The following is a 20,832-nucleotide window of genomic DNA, read 5'->3' on the forward strand; positions in this document are numbered from 1 at the left end:
CTACGCTCGGCATGACGTTCTTCCTCAGCCCCTCAGCCCCTCAGCCCCTCAGCCCTCGACCTTCTCTACTTCGCCGTCACCTTGAACTCGGTGCGGCGGTTTAGTTGGCGGCCGAGCTTAGTGGTATTGGGGGCTACGGGCTGGGTTTCGCCGTAGCCGGCGGCATTGAGGCGGGTGGCGGCGATGCCGTGCTGCGTGAGGTAGCCGACCACGGCCTGGGCGCGGCGCTGGCTCAGGTCCTGGTTTTTGGCGGCTTCGCCTACGTCGTCGGTGTGGCCGGCCATTTCCAGCTTCAGGGCGGGCGTTTCGGTGAGGAGCTTTTGCAGGCGCTCCAGCTCGGCGGTGCTTTCGGGCCGCAGCGTGGCCTTGCCCGAATCGAAGAAAATGTTGCGCAGCACGATGACCGTACCTACTTCCAGCCGCTTGAGCGGAATGTCCTTCGTGACTTCGGCGAAGGCCGCGCCGGCGGGCAGGTCGAAGTTTTCGGAGTGAAACAGGTAGCCGTCCTGCCGCACCACGATGCCGTAGTTAGTGCCCGAGGGCAGGCTCACGAGGTAGCGGCCCGAAACGGCGTTGCTGCGGAAGGTGGCAATGGTCTGCCCACTGGCGTTGTCGACCAGGTCGATGGCCGCGTCGAGCGGCTGCTTGGTCGCGTCGTCGGTCACGGTGCCCTTCAGAATCGTGACCTGCGCCGTGGCCACCGCTACCGCCGGGGCCAGCACCGTCTGCTTGATGGGGGCCAGGCGCGAGGCCAGCAGCTGGTTTTCCTCGCTGAGTACGGGCGGCTTTTCGGGACCCAGGAAGGTGATGCGATAAATGTCCTTCGCGCCGAGGCCGCCGGGCCGCTCGCTGCTGTAGTAGCCGTGCCGGCCCGAGGCCGACGTTACGAAAAACACGTCATCATCGGGCGTGTTGATGGGCCAGCCCAGGTTTTCGGGCGTACTCCACTTGCCGTTTTCCAGCACCGATTTAAAGATGTCGTAGCCGCCCATCGAGTTATGGCCTTCCGATGAAAAATACAGCGTTTTGCCATCCGGGGCCATAAACGCGCCCTCCTCGCCACCCACCGTGTTGATAGCGGAGCCCAGATTTTCGGGCGGCGCGTTGCCTTCCAGGCTCACCTTATAGATGTCGGAGCTGCCCGCCCCGCCCGGCCGGTCGCTCACGAAGTACAGCGTGCGGCCATCCGGCGAGTAGCTGGCCGAGCTTTCGTGGGCGCTGGTGTTGATGCGCGAGCCCAGGCGGCGCGGCTTCTCCCAGGTGCGGCCACCGAGGGTGGTTTCGAGCAGGTCGCCGCCGTTGCTGCCCACGTACACGAGCATGCGCTGGCCGTCGGGCGAAAGGCCCACGGTGGCGTTGTGGTCGTCGGTGTTCACGGGCGGGCCCAGGTTTTCGGCCGGGCTCCAGGTTTTGCCGCGCCAGCTGGCCTGGTAAATGTCTTCGAAGTAGCTGTCGGTAGCCGGGTCTTTCTTGCCGCCCGTCGAGCCCGTGCGCCGCGAGGTGATGAGGATGGTCGCCTCGTCGGCCGACACCACCGGGCCATAATCGGAGCCCGGCGAGTTCAGCTCCGGCCCGGCGTTGTCGATGAACACGCGCACGGGGTGGGCCATCAGCTGCTGGCCGGTGCGGCACTCCTGCAGGTGGCGCTGAATTTCGGCGGCGGTATAGGGTGGCTCGCTGCGGCGGTCGGCGGCGGGCAGGGGCGGGGCCAGCTGGTATTCGGCCATGGCCTCGCGCCACTTCGCGCTCAGGTGCAGGGCGCGGGCCAGCAGGTAGTGGGTGCGGGCATCGGCGGTGGCATCAAGCTTGGCCGCTTTTTGCAGGTAGGACAGGGCGGCGGTTTTGATGGCCGAATGCAGGTAGCAGTCGCCGATTTTAACGTTCAGGGCCGCGTTGTTGGGGTTGAGCTCCTGGGCCGCCAGCAGGTGCGGCAGGGCCTGCACGTAGCGCGGCGGGTCGGCGAAGTATTCCTGGTCGCCGGCTTTCAGCTCGCGCTGGGCTTCGCGCAGGCCGTCTTTGTTGTCGCCAAAATTGTCTTTGCTGAACTCGACACTCTGGGCGGCGGCGGGGCTGGCGAGGAGCAGCACCAAGAACAGACGAGGGAAAAAAGGCATGGGTGAAAGGGAAATGCGATAGGTGGGGTTGCAGAACGAGGTAGGGGCGGGGCTTGTCCGCGCCCGCCGTTGAACGGGATTGTTCGAACGGGTGCGAGCGCCCGGGCGGGGGCAAGCCCCGCCCCTACTCCTCTTCGCCCGTGCAGCCGGCGGCGGCGGCGTAGCTGTTGCCCACGCGCAGGCCCAGGGCAGCGGCTTTGCGCCAGTCCTGGCAGGCTTCGTCGGCTTGGCGCAGCATTTCGCGAGCGTGGCCCCGGTTGAGGTAGGCCTCGGCGTAATCGGGTTTGAGTTTAATGGCCTGGCTGGCATCGGCGGCGGCATCGGCGTATTTTTCCAGCTTGAGCTGGGCGGCGGCGCGGTTGTTCCAGGCAAACGCGTAGCTTGGATTAAGCTGCAAGGCCTGGCTGAAATCAGCGATGGCACCCTTATAATCCTGGCTTTCGAAGCGGGCACTGCCCCGGTTGGTCCAGGCCAGCGGGTTGTCGGGTTTCTGGGCCAGGTAGGTGTCGTAGTCTTTTAGGGCCTGGGGCAGCAGGCCGGCGCGGCGCGCGGCGGCGGCGCGGTTAAGCAGGGCCGCGAGCAGGTCGGGCTGGATGGTTAGCGCCTGGGTGTAGTCCAGCACGGCGGCGGCATAGTTGCCCAGCTTCTGCTGGGTGCTGGCGCGGTCGTGATAGGCGTAGGCCAGCTTGGAGTCGGCCTGAATAGCGCCGTTGAAGTCAGCCAGCGCGGCCTGAAAATCCTCTTTTTCGAAGCGCAGCACGCCCCGGTTGTACCAGGCCAGCGCGTAGTCGGGCTTGGCTTTGAGGGCTTCGGAATAGTCGGTTTCTGCCTCGGCGAGCTGCTTTTGGGCCTCGTGGGCGCGGGCCCGGCCGAAGTAGCTGGTGTAGCTGCCGGGCTCCAGCTTCAGGGCCTGGTCGTAGTCGGCGAGGGCGGCGGGGTAATCCTTCAGCTCGAAGCGGGTGGCGGCGCGGTTGGTGTAGGCGGCGGCAAAGTCGGGCCGGGCCGCAATAGCCTGGTCGAAGCTGGCCAGCGCCGCCGGGTAGCGCTGCTGGCCGAAGCTGGCCAGGCCGCTGTTGTACGCCTTTTCGGCCCGCTGCGGGCCGGGCAGAGTGCTGGCCCGCACGGTATCGACCTGCGCGCGGGCCGCCAGCGGCGCGGCCAGCAACACCAAGAATAACAGATATTTTTGCATCATAGCTGGAAGGAAGGTTGAATGCAACGCTCAGCCAGCTAAGGTATTGGATTTTTTTGCTTGCGGCAACTAATAGATGGGAACGGTCATGCTGAGCTTGTCGAAGCATCTCTACCGCACAAGTAATTATTTACTGCGGCGGTAGAGATGCTTCGACAAGCTCAGCATGACCGTTTAGTTCAGTTCTACTTTCCCTTCTCCTGTTTCACCTTGCCAAACAGGCTCTTGGCCAATATCATATGCGCCCCGCGGGTGCCGTCCACTACCTGCGTTACGTCGAGGTCGCCGGCCACGCTGCACAGCATGTAGGCATCATCGCGGCTGAGGTGCTTTTCGGCCACCAGAAAGGCAATCATTTCGCGCACCGCGTCTTTGGCGGCCAGGGTCAAATCTTCGTTCAGGCCCATGCTGATGTAGGCAGTGGGCGTTTCGGCCCGGGGCAGGGTTAGGTGCATATCCTTGCGCACGATGAACTGCAGCGTACCGGTGAGCGAGGTTTCCAGCGCGGTGATGTCGACTTCGCCGTTGCCCTGCCCGGCGTGGCCGTCGCCCACGAAAAACAGGGCCCCCGCCGCGTGCACCGGCAAATACAGCGTGGTGCCGGCCACCAGCTCTTTATTATCAAGGTTGCCGCCGTGAATGCCGGGCGGCGCGCTGTTGATGCGGCCCGAAGCTGCCGGCGGGGCCACGCCCATGCTCCCAAAAAACGGTCGCAGCGGCACGTCGATGCCCGGCAGAAAGTGGGCCACCATCTGCTTTTTATCGAGCGGAATGATGCGCATTTTGCTGTAGCCGAAATCTTCCGGAATAAAGCCGCTTTTGGCCCCGAAGGCATTGTAGGCGTAGGGAATGGCCAGGTCGACGGCTTGAATGCGGACCTCCAGCACGTCGCCGGGCTCGGCCCCCTCCACGAAAATGGGGCCGGTGAGAATGTGCCCGCCCGGGCCTTTGTTGGTTACGTGGGCAACGATGTCGCGCAGGTTGGGCTCGACCTCGGCGGCGGGCAGGCCGGCTCCCTCCAGCCGCTCGGGAGTAGACGTGATGAGCGTGTGCACCCGCACGGTTTCGCCCGATTTGATGCGCAACACGGGTGGCGCGGCGGCATCATAATAGCCCCACGCGGCCGTGGCGGGCGTAATGGGCAGCTCGTGGGTGGCCGCTTTCTGGGCCTGAGCGCGGAAGGAGGGAGCCAGCGCCAGCAAGGGGGCAGCCAGCAGAAATAGGGAGGAGCGGAGATTCATGCCGGTAAGTTCGCACCGGGCGCGCTATTAGGCCGTCGCCACCGTCGGTTGCAGCTGGCGCGCCTGGCCACGGCCGGGGCAGATGAAGGGCAGGGATTAACTGCCAGTGAGGAGTCCGACCCCACAAAAGAGCGCGTTTCCGGGGCGGAAACGAGCTTCTAACTCCCATTTTATTATTATGTTAATCTGTCGCGAGCATTTAAAGTGCCCTTTGCCGCCAGAGCGGTGCCCGCTGCAATTAGGCAAAAGTAGCGCGATGGCGAACAGTTACAAGGTCTTTGGAGCGCCTTGGTGGCCGGAATAGGGGGGCACTCGGTTGGGAGACGTATTCCGTCTGGCTCAGCAATGCCCGGCCCGGGCGAAATTGCGCGGCCGGCCTGCCGCTGAGGCGGGCCATTTGTTAAGTAGAGCTGCTTCGACAAGCGGCCGCCAGATAAGCATGCCGTTTAAGCGTTAATACGCTTACTTCTGCACGACTATTCAAGCTCACATCCTTCTTCTTATTCGCTGCCTGATGAACTCGCCTGCCCAAACCCTTTCCGCCGCCGAAACCACCCGCTACAGCCGCCATCTGCTGCTGCCCGAAATTGGCCTGGCCGGTCAGCACAAGCTCAAGGCCGCCCGGGTGCTGGTGGTGGGCTGCGGGGGCTTGGGCTGCCCGGTGCTGCAATACCTGGCCGCCGCTGGTGTGGGCACGCTGGGCCTGCTCGATTTTGATACCGTGGATGAAAGCAACCTGCACCGCCAGGTGCTCTACGGCCCCGCCGACGTGGGCCGCCCCAAGGCCGAAGTGGCCGCCGAAAAGCTGCGCACTCAAAACCCGTTCATCGACTTACAAGTGCACCAGGAGCTGCTGACGGCTGCTAACGCCCTGGCGCTGTTTGCCGGCTACGACCTAGTGCTGGACTGTTCCGACAACTTTGCCACCCGCTACCTCGTGAACGATGCCTGCGTGGTGCTGGGCAAGCCGCTGGTGTTCGGGGCCATTTTCAAGTTTGAAGGGCAGGTAACGGTGTTCAACTACCAGAACGGGCCCACCTACCGCTGCCTGCACCCCGTGCCGCCCGCCCCCGGCGAGTCCCCCAACTGCGCTCAGATTGGCGTGCTGGGCGTACTGCCCGGCCTGCTGGGCACCATGCAGGCCGCCGAGGCGCTGAAAATAATCCTGGAAATCGGCGACGTGCTCAGCGGCCGGCTGCTGTTGGTCGATGCCCTGGATATGCGCTTCCAGACCATCCGCTTCCGGGCCGTGGCGGCGAATCAGCAGCTTACGGCCCTGGTCCCCGACTACGCGGCTTTTTGTGGCGAAGCCCCGCTACAGGCTGCCCCGGCGCGGGCCCCCGAAATTACCGCTGATGAGTTGAAGGAATGGCAGCAGGCCGGCCGGCTGCTCGTGCTACTCGACGTGCGCGAGCCCCACGAGCACGCCCGGCGCAGCATTGGCGGGCAGCTGCTGCCGCTGGGGCAGCTGGCGGCGCGGCTGGCTGAAATTACCCCCGGTTTGCCGGTGGTGGTGCATTGCGCCAGCGGTGTGCGCAGCCAGCAGGCCGCCCGGCTACTGCTCGAAAAAGGCTTTGCGGAAGTGTACTCGCTGCGCAACGGGCTGGCCGATTATTAAGTGGCTGGCCGCCTTGGGCCGCCGCACCGCTTGGAGTGGGCCAAACGTTTGCCCGGCCCGTAGCGGGGCCAGTGGCTGAATGTGGTATAGCTGTACGCTAATATGCGGGAATTACCCCATCTTTACACTTGGTGCGGGAGCCTGCCACCTGCCTTACAGGTGGCCCTTCCCAACTGGCCGAATCCAGCGGCAGTGTTATTTTTTCGTCATTCTGCCCACTTTGCCCCACTTTCTCACCCTACGCCGGATTCTGCAGCCGGACCGCCCGGCCTGGTGGCTGCTTGGGCTGCTGTTGGCATGGGTGTGCCTGGGCAGCCCGGTGCAGGCCGCCCGCCCCTACTGGGACGTGAGCTACGATTCGCTGGCTGCCACCCTGCCCCGGCAGCCTACCAACAAAGCCCGGCTGCAAACCCTGCAGCATATGCTCGACCTGCGGCCTACCGGCCCCCAGGCGCTGCTGCTACTCGACCGCTTACTCTCCCTGAACCAGCAGCTGGGCCTGCTCGACGAGCGACCCTACCGCAGCCTGCGGGCCGGCGTGGCACTGTGGCAGCAGGGCTCGGCCGATGCCGCGGCCCTCGACTCGCTGCACCACGCCATTGCCGCCTTCGACCGCGCCAATCGTCCCATTCCGTGGGTCCTGATTGACCTGGCCGGCCTCTACAACCGTCTGAACCGCATGGAGGACCGCCGCCGCTACTACGAAGACCGGCTGGCCTACTACCGCGTGCGCGGCCAAATGCAGAATGTGGCCGCCTGCTACGTGTCGCAGGGCGGCTACTACCGCCGCATGGGCGACTATAACCGCACGCTCAACAACATTCTGCGGGCTGCCGACCTGCTCAAAGACTACGACCAGCGCCTGTACGTGCGCGAGCTGCTGGTGGCCGGCGACGTGTATGCCCAGTGGGGCAACCACGCCCGCGCCGCCCAATACCTGAAAATGGCGCAGCGAACGCCCGACTTCCAGCGCATCGATGGCATGGCCCGCGAGTATACTTTCCTGAGCCTGTCGCGGTCCTACGCCAGCAACGGTCATCTAGTGGCGGCACTGGCCATGGCCGATTCGGTGCTGGCCGCCCGCGTGCCCGACCCGCTGGAGCAGCAGCTGAGCCGCGCCTATGGGCTGGTACAGAAAAGTGCGCTCTACCTGCACCAGCAGCAGCCCCTGGCCGCCGCACCCCTGCTGGCCCGCGCCCAGCACCTCGACGACTCGCTGCACGTGCCCATGACCGGCAAGCTGGGCGAGTTTGAGCTGAATGCCGCCTGGGCCCGCTACTACGTGGCGCGCCACGACGATGCCCGCGCCGAGCAGCACTGGCTGCTGGCCTACCGGAAAGCCGCTGCGGCCCATATCGAGCGTTTGCAGCCGGAGTATCTTAAGGAGCTGGTGAGTTTCTACACGCGGCGCGGGCAGCCGGCCCAGGCCCAGCGCTACGCCAATGAGTACATCCGCTTCAACGACGATTTTACCGCCGCCCAAAGCGTTTTCCATGTGGCCCAGTACGAAAGTGAGCGGGTAGAGCAGGCCAAAAATGCCCAGATTGGGGCCCTGCGCCAGCAGCAGGCCGTGCAGGCCGTGCGCCTGCACCTGGGCCAGTGGCTGCTGCTCGGGGCCGGGCTAGCGGTGGTGCTGGTATCGGGACTGGGCATATTCATCTACCGGCAGCTGCGCACCAACCGCCGCACGCTGGCCCAGCTGCGCGACACGCAGGCCCAGCTGGTGCAGGCCGAAAAAATGGCCTTTCTGGGCGAGCTCACTTCGGGCATTGCCCACGAGCTGCAAAACCCGCTCACCTTCATGAAAGGCTTTGCCGAGGTGAGTACCGGCCTGATTGATGACATGAGCGGCCCCACCGCGCCCCACCCCAACGGCAGCCAGCTGCGCGACGAGATAATGGCCGGCCTGAAGCAAAATCTGCAGCAAATCAGCCAGCACGGGCAGCGGGCCTCGTCCATCATCAAAGACATGCTCGAGCACTCGCGCAGCGGCACCAGCCAGCGCGCGCTCACCGACATCAACGCCCTGGCCGAGGAGAACTTGCTGCTGGCCTATCAGGCCCTGCGCACCCTGTCGCCCGAGTTCAGTGCCCAGCTCGTGCGCGACTTCGACCCCCTGCTGAGCCCCGTGGCCGTCGTGTCCGCCGACCTAGGCCGGGTGCTGCTCAACCTGTGCGCCAATGCGCTGTACGCCGTGCGCGAGCGCCAGCGCGAGCTGGCGCTGCTGCCCACGCCCGCGGCCCTGGCTGCCCCGCACTACGAGCCCACCGTGACGGTGCGTACCCGCTGCCTGGCCGGCCGGACGGTCGAAATTCGGGTGGTTGACAATGGCCCGGGGATGCCCGACCACGTGCGCGACAAAATCTTCCAGCCCTTTTTCACGACCAAGCCGGTGGGCGAAGGCACCGGTTTAGGCCTTTCGTTGTGCCACGATATTGTTGCCAAGGGCCACGGCGGTACCTTGGCCGTCGATACCCACGAGGGCGAGGGTACCGAATTCATCATTACCCTTTCTCCGGCCTAGTGGGCATACCTTTTCGTTTGCTGCTGCTGTGCCTGTTGCTGGCCCAGGCCGTGCTGCCCGCACGCCGGGCGGCGGCCCAGGCCGTGCTGCCCGACACGGCCGGCACCGTGCTGCGTACCGTGCCGCTGGGGGGCTCGGTGCTGGATAAGGGCTGGCGTTTTCAGGCCGGCGACGACCCGGCCTATGCCGGCCCCGGCTACGATGATGCCCGCTGGGCCCCCATCAACCCCAACCAGCTGCCGGGCCAGCTGCCGCAGCTCGCTGGCGTGCGCGTGGGCTGGCTGCGCCTGCGCCTGGTGGTGGCCGACAGCCTGCGCGGCCGGGCGCTGGTGCTGCTGTTTCAGCAAACCGGAGCCAGCGAGGTGTATCTCAACGGCCACCTGCTGCACCGCTACGGCCGCGTGAGCGCCGACCCCGCCCAAGTGCGGCCCGGCCCGTTCACGGCCGCGCCGCTGGAGGTGCATTTTGCCGGCCCGCGCGAGCAGGTGCTGGCCGTGCGCTTCGCGCCGTGGGGACCGTTGGCCTGGTTCAAAGACAATATCAATTTTTTGCGGGTGCGCATCACGGGGCTGCCGGGGCTGCTGCGCCGCAATGCCGAGCGGGCCGTGGCCCCCACCGACTACTTCGCCGCCGGGGCCGTGTTTCTGCTGCTGAGCCTGCTGCACCTGTTTTTTCGGCGCTACAACCCGGCGCAGCGGGCCAACCTGTACTTCGCCTACTACGCCGGGGCCGCCGCCCTGGGCTTTGGGGCGCTGTATGGGGGCTGGCAGGTGCAGGACATGGTGCCCTCGCTGGTGCTGGGCATCGGGGCCGATACCTTTTTGCTGCTGAGCTACGTGTGGGCGGTGCGGGCGCTGTACGAGCTGTTTGGCTTCCGGCCGGGGCGCTTGTATGCGGGGCTGTGGGGGGCGCTGGTGGTGTGCCTGCTGCTGAGCGAGTTCACCCAGTTGACGTCATTTTCGGTTAAAACGACTTACTCGCTCGCCTTTTTCACCTTCGTGGCCCTGGCCAGTGCCGAGCAGCTGCGCCTGACCATGCGCGGCCTGCGCCAGCAGCAGCGCGGGGCCCGCCTGATTGCGGCCGGCTACTCGGGGGCGTTGCTGTGCGCCTGCGCCTACGCTCTGCTCATCATCACGCAGCAGCCCATCACCTTCCGGCTATCGGCCACGCTGGTCTCGCTCATGGCGGTGCTGCCGGCGCTGGGTATTTCGCTGTTTCTGGCCCGCGAGTTTGCCACCAACAGCGAACTGCTGCTCGTGAAGCTGCGCCAGGTGCAGGAGCTATCGGCCCAGACCCAGGCCCAGCAGGCCGAGAAGCAGGCCCTGCTGGCCACCGAAAACGAGCGCCTCGAAACCCAGGTGGCCGCCCGCACCGCCGAAGTAGCCGGCCAACGCGACCGCGCCGAGCAGGCGCTGGCCCGGTTGCGGGAGGCCCAGGCCCAGTTGGTGCAGGCCGAGAAAATGGCCTTTCTGGGCGAGCTCACGGCGGGCATTGCCCACGAGCTGCAAAACCCGCTCACCTTTATGAAAAGCTTTGCCGAGGTGAGTACCGAGCTCGTCGACGATATGGACGGCAGTGGCCCGGTAGGCCCCGGCCTGAAAAACGAGATTCTGGCTGGCCTGAAGCAGAACCTGCAGCAAATCAGCCAGCATGGGCAGCGGGCCTCGTCCATCATCAAAGACATGCTCGAGCACTCGCGCAGCGGCAACGGCCAGCGCACGCTCACCGACCTCAACGCCCTGGCCGAGGAGTACCTGAGTCTGGCTTACGAGGGCTTTAAAACCCGCGAGCAGGCCTTTGAGGCGCTGCTCACTACCGACCTCGACCCGCGCGTGGCCCCGCTGGCCGTGGTGGCGGCCGACCTGGGCCGGGTGCTGCTCAACCTGGGTACCAATGCCTTCCATGCCGTGCACCACTACCGCAGCCAGGCCGGTCCGGACTACGTGCCCGCCGTGCGCCTGACTACCCGCACCCGGCCCGCCGGCTTGGAAATCCGGGTGCGCGACAATGGCCCGGGTATGCCGGCCCACGTGCGCGAGCGGGTGTTCGAGCCCTTTTTTACGACCAAGCCGGCCGGTGAAGGCACTGGCCTGGGCCTGTCCTTGAGCCACGATATTGTTACCAAAGGCCACGGCGGCACCCTTACGGTGGAGAGCGTGGAGGGCAGCGGTACCGAGTTCATCATCACGCTGCCAGTGTCGTAGCCCGCCGGACCGGTGCGGGAATCAAGGATTCTGAGTAGCTTTCCCGGGCATATGGCTACATAGCCAGGTATAAATGCGGCGTAGCCTTTCTGCCGGCCGGCGGCATTGCTGGCGTTCTGCCGCGGCCCGCTGCCCTAACTTGCGCCTCTCCTTCGCCACCTGCCTTTTGCTGCAATGACCCCACGTATTGGCAATACCGACCTTTTGCTGTATGCCTCCATCGCCTTTGGCCTAGCGCGGGGCGTCAGCAAGTTTCTGGACCTGCCCCGCCGCCTGCCGCGCTGGGACCGCCTGTTGCGCTACATCTGGGTGCCGGCCGTGGTAACGTACGTCCTGGCGCTGCTGCTGGGCCTTCGCTCGCCGGTGCTGGCCGAATACTATCGGCTGGCCGTGGGAACCACCTTCGGGGTATTGCTGCTGCTGCTGAGCTACTACCGGCCGTCCCGCACGCTGCTGCTGGGCCTGGTTCCGTTGTGGTTCCTCGACCTGCTCAGCACGGGCTTGCTCACGGTGAGCATCCGCCTGCTGAAAACCTACCACGACGGCTTCAATAACGCCGATTACTTCGCTATGCTGTGGCTGTTTTGCTTTTTGTTCATTGCCCGCGGCCAGAAAAAACAGCTCGAAAAAGAACATCTGCTGCGCGAAGAAGAGGAAAAGGCCAAGCGCCTCATCGAGGCCCAGAACGTGGAGCTGGAGCGGCTGGTGGGCGAGCGTACGGCCGCCCTCACCACCCAGGCCGAGGAGTTGCGCGGGGCCCTCACGGAGCTGCGCGCCACCCAGGCCCAGCTGGTGCAGAGCGAGAAAATGGCCAGCCTGGGCGAGCTCACGGCCGGTATTGCCCACGAGATTCAGAACCCGCTCAACTTCGTCAACAATTTTGCCGAGGTGAGCGCCGAGCTGGTAACCGAGCTCGAAGAAGAGCGTGCCCGACCTGCCCGCGATGCCGGCCTGGAAGACGAGCTGCTGGCCGACCTGAAGCAGAACCTGCTGAAAATAACCCAGCACGGCGGCCGGGCGGCCAGCATTGTGCGCGGTATGCTCGAGCATTCGCGCACGAGCTCGGGCGAGCGCACCCTCACCGACCTCAACCAGCTGGCCGACGAGTACCTGCGTCTGGCCTACCACGGCCTGCGCGCCAAGGATAAAACCTTCAATGCCACCCTGGAACCCGATTTCGACCCCAACCTGCCGCCCGTGCCCGTGCTGGCGCAGGACCTGGGCCGCGTGCTGCTCAACCTGCTCAGCAATGCCTTCTATGCCGTGCGCCAGCGCCAGCAGCGCGGCGCGCCCGGCTACGCGCCCACCGTGCGCGTGAGTACCCGGCGCGTGGGCGACGAGGTAGAAATCCGGGTGCGCGACAATGGCAGCGGCATCCCCGAAAGTGTGAAGCAAAAAATCTTTCAGCCGTTTTTTACCACCAAGCCCACGGGCGAGGGCACTGGCCTGGGCCTGAGCCTGAGCTACGACATTGTGACGCAGGGCCACGGCGGTGCCCTTACCGTGGAAAGCCACGAGGACCAGGGTACCGAATTTCTCATCCGCCTACCGGTTAGCTAAAGCAGTTCCCGCGCTGGAGGCTGTGTCCGCTCGGAAACCGCGATAGAAAGGGGAGCGCCGTTCTGCCCTTCTGAGCCGTGCGGAATACGGGCGATGCCGGCCATGCACCTCCTCCGACTTCAGGCCTGTACTAGCGGCGGGGAATGGCGGAATAACCGGCGCGGATTGGCCGCCCGCGCCGGGGTCCGCCACCCCACCAAACTTATGCGCGGAAATACCGGTTGGGCTAGCTCGATACGCTTCGGTAGCGCCGCAGAGGGCCAGCGCGGTATCTTAGCGGCTGGTAGGGCTGGGGACGTCGGCACCGCATTTATTATTCGCCTGCTTGAGGCTTGATTCGTTGAATATTTTCTTTCTTTTAGGCTGGTTGCGGCAGTGGGCCCTGAGGCTGGGCCTGCTGTTGGCTGCCCCTTGCCTGGCAGCGGCGGCCCCGGCGGCACCCACGCCTCCGGGCGTGTCGCACGTGGTGCTCGACAGTTTGCGTCAACTCCTCAAGCTGCCCCAGACCGACTACGACCGCGTGCTGCTGCTGTGCCAGGTGAGCGACCAGCTCTGGACGCAGCGCACCGACTCGGCCGCCGTGTATGCGCAGCAGGCGCTGGCGCTGGCCCGCCGCGTGGGCTACCGCCACGGCGAGGGCGAAGCCCTGAACCGCCTGGGTGCGGCCCTGCGCGAAAGCAACCTGGCCCGCTCGCTCGAGCTGTTTCAGCAGTCGCTGCGCATTGCCCGGGCCACCCGCGACCGGGCCCTCACGGCCCAGAACCTGCGCAGCATCGGCATCATTTACGTGTACCTGCGCGACCGGCGGCAGGCGCTGAGCTACTACTTCCAGGCCCTGAAAATCGGGCAGCAGCTGCACGACGAGCGCCGGGTGGTTATCGAGCTCAGCAACATTGGCTTGGCCTACGACGTGTTTGGGCAGCTCGACTCGGCCCAGCTCTACCAGGCGCGCGCCCTGGGGCTGGCCCGCCGCCTGCACACCCCCACCAACTACATTCTCTACGGCCTGGGCAACGCTGCCCGCCGGCGCGGCGAGGTGGCCCAGGCCCGCACCTACTACCACCAAAGCATCACCGAGTCGAAAAAGGTGGGCCACCTGCGCAGCCTCAACTTTGCCTACGTGGGCCTGGCCGAACTTTACCAGCAGATGGGCCGGCTCGATTCGAGTATTTACTACGCCCGGCTGGGCTGCGAGGCCGGCCGCACCAACGGCTTTTTGCGCGGCGTGCTCAATGCCAGCAGCCTGCTCACGCAGGATTTCAAGCGGCGCGGCCCGGCCGACAGCGCCCTCAAGTACCAGAGCCTGATGCTGGTGATGAAGGACACGCTCTTCGGCCAGGAAAAAGTAATGCGCCTGCAAAGCCTGAACTACCGCGAGCAGCAGCGGGCCCAACAGGCTGCCGCCGCCCAGGCCGCGCTACGGGCCCGCTACCGCACTTTCGCGCTGGTGGGGGTGCTGGTGGGGCTGCTGGTGCTGGCGGTTGTGCTGGCCCGCCACGGCCGCCAGCAAGAGCGCGCCCGCCAGGCCCTGGAGCAGTCGCTGGCCGAGCTGAAAACGACTCAGGAGCAGCTGGTGCAGCGCGAGAAGATGGCGTTTTTGGGCGAGCTCACGGCCGGCATTGCCCACGAGTTGCAAAACCCGCTCAACTTCGTGAAAAACTTTGCCGAGGTGAGCACCGGGTTGGTTGATGAAATCAGGGGGGAGCAGCACGACCCCACTGGGCAGGGCCCCGCCCGCAATGCTGCCCTGGAAGCCGAGATTTTGAGTGGCCTGAAGCAAAACCTGCAGCAAATTAGCCAGCACGGGCAGCGGGCCACGTCCATTATCAAGGGCATGCTCGAGCACTCGCGCACCGGCACCGGCCAACGCGAAACCATGAGCCTGAACACGCTGGTGAGCGACAGCCTGCGCCTGGCCCACCAGGGCCTGCGCATCAAGGATAAAGAAAGCGAGGTGCAGATAACCACCGCGCTGGCTCCCGGGCTGCCTGCGGTATCGGTGGTGGCGCTCGACATGGGCCGGGTATTCATCAACCTGTTCACCAACGCCTTTTACGCTTTGCAGCAGCGCCAGCACCAGCTGCCCGCCGGCCCCGCCTATCGCCCCGAACTCACGGTGAGTACCCAGGCCGTGCCGGGCGGCGTCGAAGTTCGCATCCGCGACAACGGTACGGGCATGCCGCCCGAGGTGCAGGCCAAAATCTTCCAGCCCTTTTTCACCACCAAGCCCGTGGGTGAGGGTACCGGCCTGGGCCTCTCGCTGAGCTACGACATTGTGACGACCGGCCACGGCGGTACCTTGCGAGTAGAAAGCCGCGCGGGCGAGGGCACCGAGTTTGTGGTCGGCCTGCCCGCGTAGTGGCGGGGCGGCGGGGCCGCCGCAATAGTGAAACATCTTGATAAAGCGCGGCCAATATGCTTATCTTTAAGCGCGCCCATAGTGGGTGCTTGCTCGCTTGAAAAGTTTGTGGTGGCGCCGGGGCGCGGTTATTCTGTGGTTGCTGGGGTGGCGAAACGCGGCCGGCTTGCCGGTGCAGCTTCCGGCCGCCGACCAGCTGCGGGCCGAGTTGCAGGCCCACGCCCGGCCCGATACCGCCCGCGTCAAACGCCTCAGCGCCCTGGCCCTGGTGCTGCGCAATAATGCGCCTGAGGAGTCGGCAAGCTTGTTCCGGGCCGCCCTGGCCCTGGCGCAGCAGCTGGGCTACCCCGCCGGCATGGCCGAAGCGCGGCTCGGCCTGGGCTTCTACCACCGCCACCGCAGCGAGTATGGATTGGCGCAGGCCTATTCGGAACAGGCCAACAGGGACTTTGCCCAAACCGGCAACCGCCAGGGCCAAACCCGCAGCCTCTATAACCTGACCTGTATTTTTCTCGACCAGGGCCAGCTAGCCAAGTCCTTGCAAACCAACCTCGCCGGCCTGGCCCTGGCCGATGCCGGGCACGACCGCAAGTGGCAGGCTTTTCTCAATACCCAGCTGGGCACCACGAGCACCCATCTGGGCGAATACGCCCGCGCCCGCCACTACCTGCGCGAGGGCCTGCGCTGGGCCGTGGCCTCCGGCGACCAGCCCAGCGTAGGCCACGCCTACGCCGGCATCGGCGACTTGTACCGCGCCCAGGGGCAGTGGGCCGAAGCCCAGCGCAACTATGAGAAGGACGCCGCGAGCTACCGGCGCATGCGCGATGAAGGCGGTATTCTGTACGAGGACATCAACATCGGCGACATGCTGGAGCGCCAGGGCCAGGTGCCGCAGGCCCTGGCCGTTGGCCGCCGCAGCCTGGCGCGGGCCTCGCGCCTGCAAAAACTGGGCGAGATAACGCGCGCCCAACTGCTGCTGGCCCGTGCTTATCTGCACGCTGGCCAGCCCGATAGCGCCTTCTGGTACGGACAGCCAAGCCTGCTCGCCGCACAGCGCAGCGGGGCTAAAAGCATTAGCCGCGATGCCAGCCAGGTGCTGGCCCGGGCCTCGGCTCGGCGGGGCCGCTTCGATGCCGCCTACCGCTACGAGCAGCTGTTCGGCGCGTACCGCGACAGTCTCAACACCAGCGACCAGCAGCGCCGGGTGGCGGTGGTAACGTATCGGGGCGAACTGGCCAGAAAACAGGCTCAGATTAGCTTGCTTACCCGCAACGAACGCCTCATGCGGGCCAAAAACCGCCAGCAGCGCTGGTTTCTGCTGGGCGCGCTGCTGGGGCTGGCGGCCGTGGCCGGCCTGAGCTGGGGATTGTGGCGCAACATCTGCCGCCGGCGGAGTGCTTATGCCCTGCTCCGGCAGCAGCAGGACGAACTGCGCGCCACTCAGGCCCAGCTGGTGCAGTCTGAGAAAATGGCCTTTTTGGGCGAGCTCACGGCGGGCATTGCCCACGAGCTGCAAAACCCGCTCACCTTCATGAAAAGCTTTGCCGACGTGAGCACCGGGCTGGTCGAGGAGATTAATGGCGCGCGCTCCGGGGCGGGGCTGGGGCAGGACATCCTGGTTGGACTAAAGCAGAATCTGCAGCAAATCAGCCAGCATGGGCAGCGGGCTTCGTCCATTATCAAAGACATGCTGGCCCACTCGCGCAGCGGGGCTACCCCGCGCCAGCCCACCGACCTCAATGCCCTGGTGGCCGAGCACCTGCGCTTGGCCTACGAGGGCGCACGGGCCGCCAACCCCGACTTCACCGCCACGCTGCGCCAGGACCTTGACCCCGACCTGGGCCCGGTGAGCGTGGTGGCCCCCGACCTGGGCCGGGTGCTGCTCAACCTGTGCACCAACGCCCTCTACGCCGTGCGCGAGCGCCAGCAACTGGCCGCCGCCGCCGGCTCCGGTGAGCAAGCTGCGCCCTATGAACCCAGCGTGGTGGTGAGCACCCGGCGGGCGACCCACGGGCAGGCCGTAGAAATCGGGGTGCGCGACAACGGTACGGGCATGCCGGCCGAGGTGCAGGCCAGGGTGTTCCAGCCCTTCTTCACCACCAAGCCCGTGGGCGAGGGCACGGGCTTGGGTTTGAGCCTGAGCCATGACATCGTGACCCAGGGCCACGGGGGTACGTTGCGCGTGGAAAGCCGCGCGGGTGAGGGCACCGAATTCGTGATTAGCTTGCCCGTTTAAACCCTAATTTTTAATCGAATTAATTCTACCCGCGAGCCGTACGTGCCGCGTGGCCCCACTTTGCCTATGCGCTACTTTTTACCGCTCGCGGCCCTGTGGCTAGCCGTTCTCGCTGCTTTCATCATTGCCGGGTAGCCATGCTTGCCACCTTCACCGACTATTTCATCCCGGCCGACTTTGCCGGCAGCCCCGACCTGCGGCGGCGGGTGCGCATCATCATCAACACCGTGCTGCTGACGAGCTTGTTCTCGCTCAACTTTATGCTGCTGTGCTGGTGGGCCCAGCTAATGCCGGGCTTCTACGTGCTGCTGTTCGGGGTCGTTAGCTTTGTGCTGCTGCCGTTTGGCTACCGCGCCGGGTGGTATTCGCACGTGGTGCTGGGCTATGCGTTTCTGTTCGTGGGCTACCTCACGGTGGTGGTGAACTCGGCGTACCAGGGCGGCTACTACGCCCCCACCACCTGGTGGCTGTCGTTGTGCAGCGTCACGGGCACCTTCCTGCTGGGTCGCCGGGCAGGGCTGATTTCCTTTGGCGTGGCCCTGGCTACGGCCTTGGCTTTTTGGGGGCTGGAGCAGCGGCACTACGGGTTTCCGAACCTGGTGCCGGCCGATAAGGCGCAGTTCTGGCACCTCGACATTCTGGGCGGGCTGATGCTGATTTTGCTGGTAGTGGCGCTGGTCTTCGACAACATCAACACCCACACGCTGGGTGTTGTCGGGGCCCAGAACGTGCTGCTCTCGGAGCGCACCGCCCAGCTCGAGCAGTCGCTGGCCAACCTGCAGGCGGCCCAGGCCCAGCTGGTGCAGCGCGAGAAGATGGCCTTCCTGGGCGAGCTCACGGCGGGCATCGCCCACGAGCTGCAAAACCCGCTCACCTTCATGAAAAACTTCGCCGAGGTAAGCACCGACCTCGTGGACGACATCGGCGGTACCCACCCCGGCGGCCTCCCCCGCGCCACCGGCCTGGAGGGCGAAATCCTGGCCGGGCTGAAGCAGAACCTGCGCGAAATCAGCCAGCACGGGCAGCGGGCCACGGCCATCATCAAAGGCATGCTCGAGCACGCGCGCGCCGGCACAGGCCAGCGCGTGCCCACCCCACTCAATGCGCTGGTCGAAGACAGCCTGCGCCTGGCCTACCAGGGCCTGCGGGCCAAAGACCGAGACTTCCGCGCCGAACTGAGCACCGCGTTCGACCCGGCCCTGCCCTTGGTGGCGGTGGTGCCGCAGGACCTTAGCCGGGTGCTCATCAACCTGCTCACCAACGCCTTTTACGCCGTGCAGCAGCGCCAGCGCCATCACCCCGCCCCAGCCAGCTACCGCCCCGAGGTAACGGTGCGGACCAGCTTCGGGCCGGGCGGCGTCGAAATCCGCATCGGCGACAATGGCACGGGCATGCCGGCCGAAGTGCAGGCCAAAATTTTCCAGCCCTTCTTCACGACCAAGCCCGTGGGTGAGGGCACCGGCCTGGGCCTCTCGCTCTCGCACGACATTATTGCCCAGGGCCACGGCGGTACGCTGGCCGTGGAGAGCCAGCCCGGCCAGGGTACCACCTTTTGCATCACCCTCCCAGCTTAATTGCGCCGATGTTCATGAAACACTTTTTACTGGCGCTGCTTGCGGCCCTGGGGCTGCTTTCTGGGGCTGCCGCCGCCGCGCCTTTACCGGCCGATATGGCCGCCCTGCGCATCGACCGCTTGCCCGCCGGGGGACTGATGCTCAACAAAGGCTGGCGCTACCACCCCGGCGACGACCCCGCCTGGGCCCGACCCGGCTTCGATGACCTCGGCTGGGACACCCTCAACCCCGTCCGGCCCCGGCGCGAGCTGCCCGCCCGCCTGCACACGGGCATGGGCTGGCTGCGGCTGCGCTTCCGCCTCGGCGACAGCCTGAGCCGGCAGGTGCTGCTGCTGCGGCCCAACGCCAACGCCGCCTTTGAGATGTACCTCGATGGGCAGCTGCTGCACCGCGATGGCCGCCTGCACCCCGACCCCGCCCAGGTACAGCCCAACTTCAACACGCTCGCGTCGCTGGACCTGCCCGGCCTGGGCCGCGCGCCGCACGTGCTGGCCGTGCGCTTTGCTCCCATGCAGTACCCCGCGTGGGTGCTGGGGGCGGATAACTTCCCGCCGCTCTTCTGCCGGCTGTTCACGGAGCCGCAGTTTCGGCGGCAGACCGCCGAAGTCGCGCAGAATGCCACCCGGTTGATGGTGCCGGCCAGCCTTTTTGGGCTGCTCACGCTGCTGCACCTGGTGTTCTTTCGCTACAACCCCGCCCGGCGCGCCAACCTGTATTTCGCCTTCTACGCCGGGTCGGCGGCCCTGTCCTTCTGGCTGAGTGCCTACCTGGCGGGGGGCGACACCAATTTCTCGTCAAACGCGCAGGCCCTGACGGCACCGGTGGCTCTGGCCGGGTTGCAGTTTCTAAGTTATATGTGGGCAGTGCGAGCGCTGTATGCGCTCTTTGGCTACCGGCCCGGCCGTCTCTACTACGGGCTGTGGGGGGCCGGCGGCCTGACCCTGGCCGGGGGTAGCCTCTATCTTTTTACCACTGGGGCCTCTATAATCGCGGCGGTCGTATTTATGGGGCTGGCCATCATCGAACTGCTGCGCCTGACGGTCAAAGCGGGGCGAGAGCGCCAGCGCGGCGTCGGCATTATCGGCACCGGCTTCGCCGTCGGGCTGCTTAGCCTGCTGGCCACGGTTGTGTTAAGCGCGGCCAAGGTGTATTACTTCAATAACGCTTTATTATTTATATATATTCTGGCGCCAGCGCTGGGCATCTCGCTGTTTCTGGCCCGCGAGTTTGCCCTCGACGCACAGCAACTGCTGCTCAAACTCCGGGAGGTGGAACAGCTTTCGGCCCAAACCCTGGCTCAGGAGCAAGACAAACAAGCCCTGCTGGCCGCCCAGAACGAGACCCTCGAAACGCAGGTACACGAGCGCACGGGCGAGCTGCAACGCTCGCTCACCGACCTGCGCGCTACCCAAGCCCAGCTGATTCAGCGGGAGAAGATGGCCAGCCTGGGCGAGCTCACGGCCGGCATCGCCCACGAGATTCAGAACCCCTTAAACTTCGTCAATAACTTCTCCGAAGTGAGCACCGAGCTGCTGGAGGAATTGGAAGAAGAGCAGGCCAAACTCATTCGGGACGCCGGGCTGGAAGCCGAGCTGGTGGGCGACCTGCGGCAGAACTTGGGCAAAATCAGCCACCACGGGCGGCGGGCGGCGGCCATCGTCAAGGGCATGCTCGAGCACTCGCGCACGAGCACCGGCGAGCGGGCCCCGACCGACCTCAACCAGCTCTGCGACGAGTACCTGCGCCTGGCCTACCAGGGCCTGCGGGCCAAGGACAAAACCTTTAACGCCACGCTAAACACGGATTTCGCGCCCGGCCTGCCCTTGGTTGAAGCCGCCGGGGCCGACGTGGGCCGGGTGCTGCTCAACCTGTTCGGCAACGCCTTTTATGCCGTGCAAAAGCGCCAGCAGACCGGCGAAGTGGCGTATAAGCCCACGGTCTGCGTGCGCACAAAACAAGTCGGCAATCAGGTCGAAATCCGCGTACACGACAACGGCATGGGTATTCCGGACGACATCAGAGCCAAGATTTTCCAGCCTTTTTTCACGACCAAGCCCACCGGCGAGGGTACGGGTCTGGGCCTTTCGCTGAGCTACGACATCATTACCAAAGCCCACGGCGGCGCGCTGGCCGTGGAGAGCCAGCCCGGCCAGGGCACTGAATTTGTCATCACGCTGCCGGCCTAAGCCCGGGGCGGGCTACCTTTGAAC

Annotated in this window: 11 protein-coding genes; 8 read left to right on the forward strand and 3 right to left on the reverse strand. The window is 65.5% G+C overall.

Annotation, left to right across the window (positions count from 1 at the left end):
• Window positions 1–65: 65 nt before the first annotated feature.
• From ABIB44_RS09060 to ABIB44_RS09070, 3 genes are all read right to left on the reverse strand, one after another.
• Entirely contained in the window at window positions 66–2,114 is a 2,049-nt protein-coding gene (locus ABIB44_RS09060) for an OmpA family protein (protein ID WP_354584321.1), read from the reverse strand.
• Window positions 2,115–2,238: 124 nt separating this feature from the next.
• Entirely contained in the window at window positions 2,239–3,309 is a 1,071-nt protein-coding gene (locus tag ABIB44_RS09065) for a tetratricopeptide repeat protein (protein WP_354584322.1), read from the reverse strand.
• A gap of 182 nt (window positions 3,310–3,491) precedes the next feature.
• Window positions 3,492–4,547 carry an acetamidase/formamidase family protein gene (locus ABIB44_RS09070; protein ID WP_354584323.1) on the reverse strand — a complete coding sequence of 352 codons (1,056 nt, stop codon included), beginning with the start codon at window positions 4,545–4,547 and terminating at the stop codon, window positions 3,492–3,494.
• A gap of 514 nt (window positions 4,548–5,061) precedes the next feature.
• On the opposite strand from ABIB44_RS09070, the gene moeB reads away from it, so the two are divergent.
• From moeB to ABIB44_RS09110, 8 genes are all read left to right on the forward strand, one after another.
• A complete protein-coding gene (gene moeB / locus ABIB44_RS09075; protein ID WP_354584324.1) occupies window positions 5,062–6,165 on the forward strand; it encodes a molybdopterin-synthase adenylyltransferase MoeB in 1,104 nt (367 codons plus the stop codon).
• 220 nt (window positions 6,166–6,385) lie between these two features.
• Window positions 6,386–8,689: a sensor histidine kinase gene (locus ABIB44_RS09080; protein WP_354584326.1), complete on the forward strand. Its 2,304-nt coding sequence runs from the start codon at window positions 6,386–6,388 to the stop codon at window positions 8,687–8,689.
• A complete protein-coding gene (locus ABIB44_RS09085; protein ID WP_354584328.1) occupies window positions 8,689–10,893 on the forward strand; it encodes a sensor histidine kinase in 2,205 nt (734 codons plus the stop codon). The genes ABIB44_RS09080 and ABIB44_RS09085 overlap by 1 nt, the downstream gene beginning before the upstream one ends.
• Before the next feature lie 174 nt (window positions 10,894–11,067).
• Window positions 11,068–12,453 (forward strand): ATP-binding protein, encoded by a 1,386-nt coding sequence (locus ABIB44_RS09090; protein WP_354584329.1) that lies wholly within the window; start codon window positions 11,068–11,070, stop codon window positions 12,451–12,453.
• Between the two features lie 367 nt (window positions 12,454–12,820).
• Window positions 12,821–14,812 carry a tetratricopeptide repeat-containing sensor histidine kinase gene (locus tag ABIB44_RS09095; RefSeq protein ID WP_354584330.1) on the forward strand — a complete coding sequence of 664 codons (1,992 nt, stop codon included), beginning with the start codon at window positions 12,821–12,823 and terminating at the stop codon, window positions 14,810–14,812.
• Window positions 14,813–14,909: 97 nt separating this feature from the next.
• Window positions 14,910–17,048, forward strand: coding sequence for an ATP-binding protein (locus tag ABIB44_RS09100; protein WP_354584331.1), 2,139 nt, complete (start codon window positions 14,910–14,912; stop codon window positions 17,046–17,048).
• A 137-nt stretch (window positions 17,049–17,185) separates the two neighbouring features.
• Entirely contained in the window at window positions 17,186–18,622 is a 1,437-nt protein-coding gene (locus tag ABIB44_RS09105; protein ID WP_354584332.1) for a sensor histidine kinase, read from the forward strand.
• Window positions 18,623–18,636: 14 nt separating this feature from the next.
• Window positions 18,637–20,808, forward strand: a complete 2,172-nt coding sequence (locus ABIB44_RS09110; protein ID WP_354584333.1) for a sensor histidine kinase — start codon at window positions 18,637–18,639, stop codon at window positions 20,806–20,808.
• The last annotated feature ends 24 nt before the right edge of the window (window positions 20,809–20,832 follow it).

The sequence above is a fragment of the Hymenobacter sp. UYCo722 genome (assembly GCF_040547115.1).
Classification (GTDB): domain Bacteria; phylum Bacteroidota; class Bacteroidia; order Cytophagales; family Hymenobacteraceae; genus Hymenobacter.

What these genes read in the sequence shown, in the direction of transcription:
- ABIB44_RS09060 (WP_354584321.1), bottom strand. Translation starts at nt 2,114, where the DNA reads ATGCCTTTTTTCCCTCGTCTGTTCTTGGTGCTGCTCCTCGCCAGCCCC.
- ABIB44_RS09065 (WP_354584322.1), bottom strand. Translation starts at nt 3,309, where the DNA reads ATGATGCAAAAATATCTGTTATTCTTGGTGTTGCTGGCCGCGCCGCTG.
- ABIB44_RS09070 (WP_354584323.1), bottom strand. Translation starts at nt 4,547, where the DNA reads ATGAATCTCCGCTCCTCCCTATTTCTGCTGGCTGCCCCCTTGCTGGCG.
- moeB (WP_354584324.1), top strand. Translation starts at nt 5,062, where the DNA reads ATGAACTCGCCTGCCCAAACCCTTTCCGCCGCCGAAACCACCCGCTAC.
- ABIB44_RS09090 (WP_354584329.1), top strand. Translation starts at nt 11,068, where the DNA reads ATGACCCCACGTATTGGCAATACCGACCTTTTGCTGTATGCCTCCATC.
- ABIB44_RS09105 (WP_354584332.1), top strand. Translation starts at nt 17,186, where the DNA reads ATGCTTGCCACCTTCACCGACTATTTCATCCCGGCCGACTTTGCCGGC.
- ABIB44_RS09110 (WP_354584333.1), top strand. Translation starts at nt 18,637, where the DNA reads ATGAAACACTTTTTACTGGCGCTGCTTGCGGCCCTGGGGCTGCTTTCT.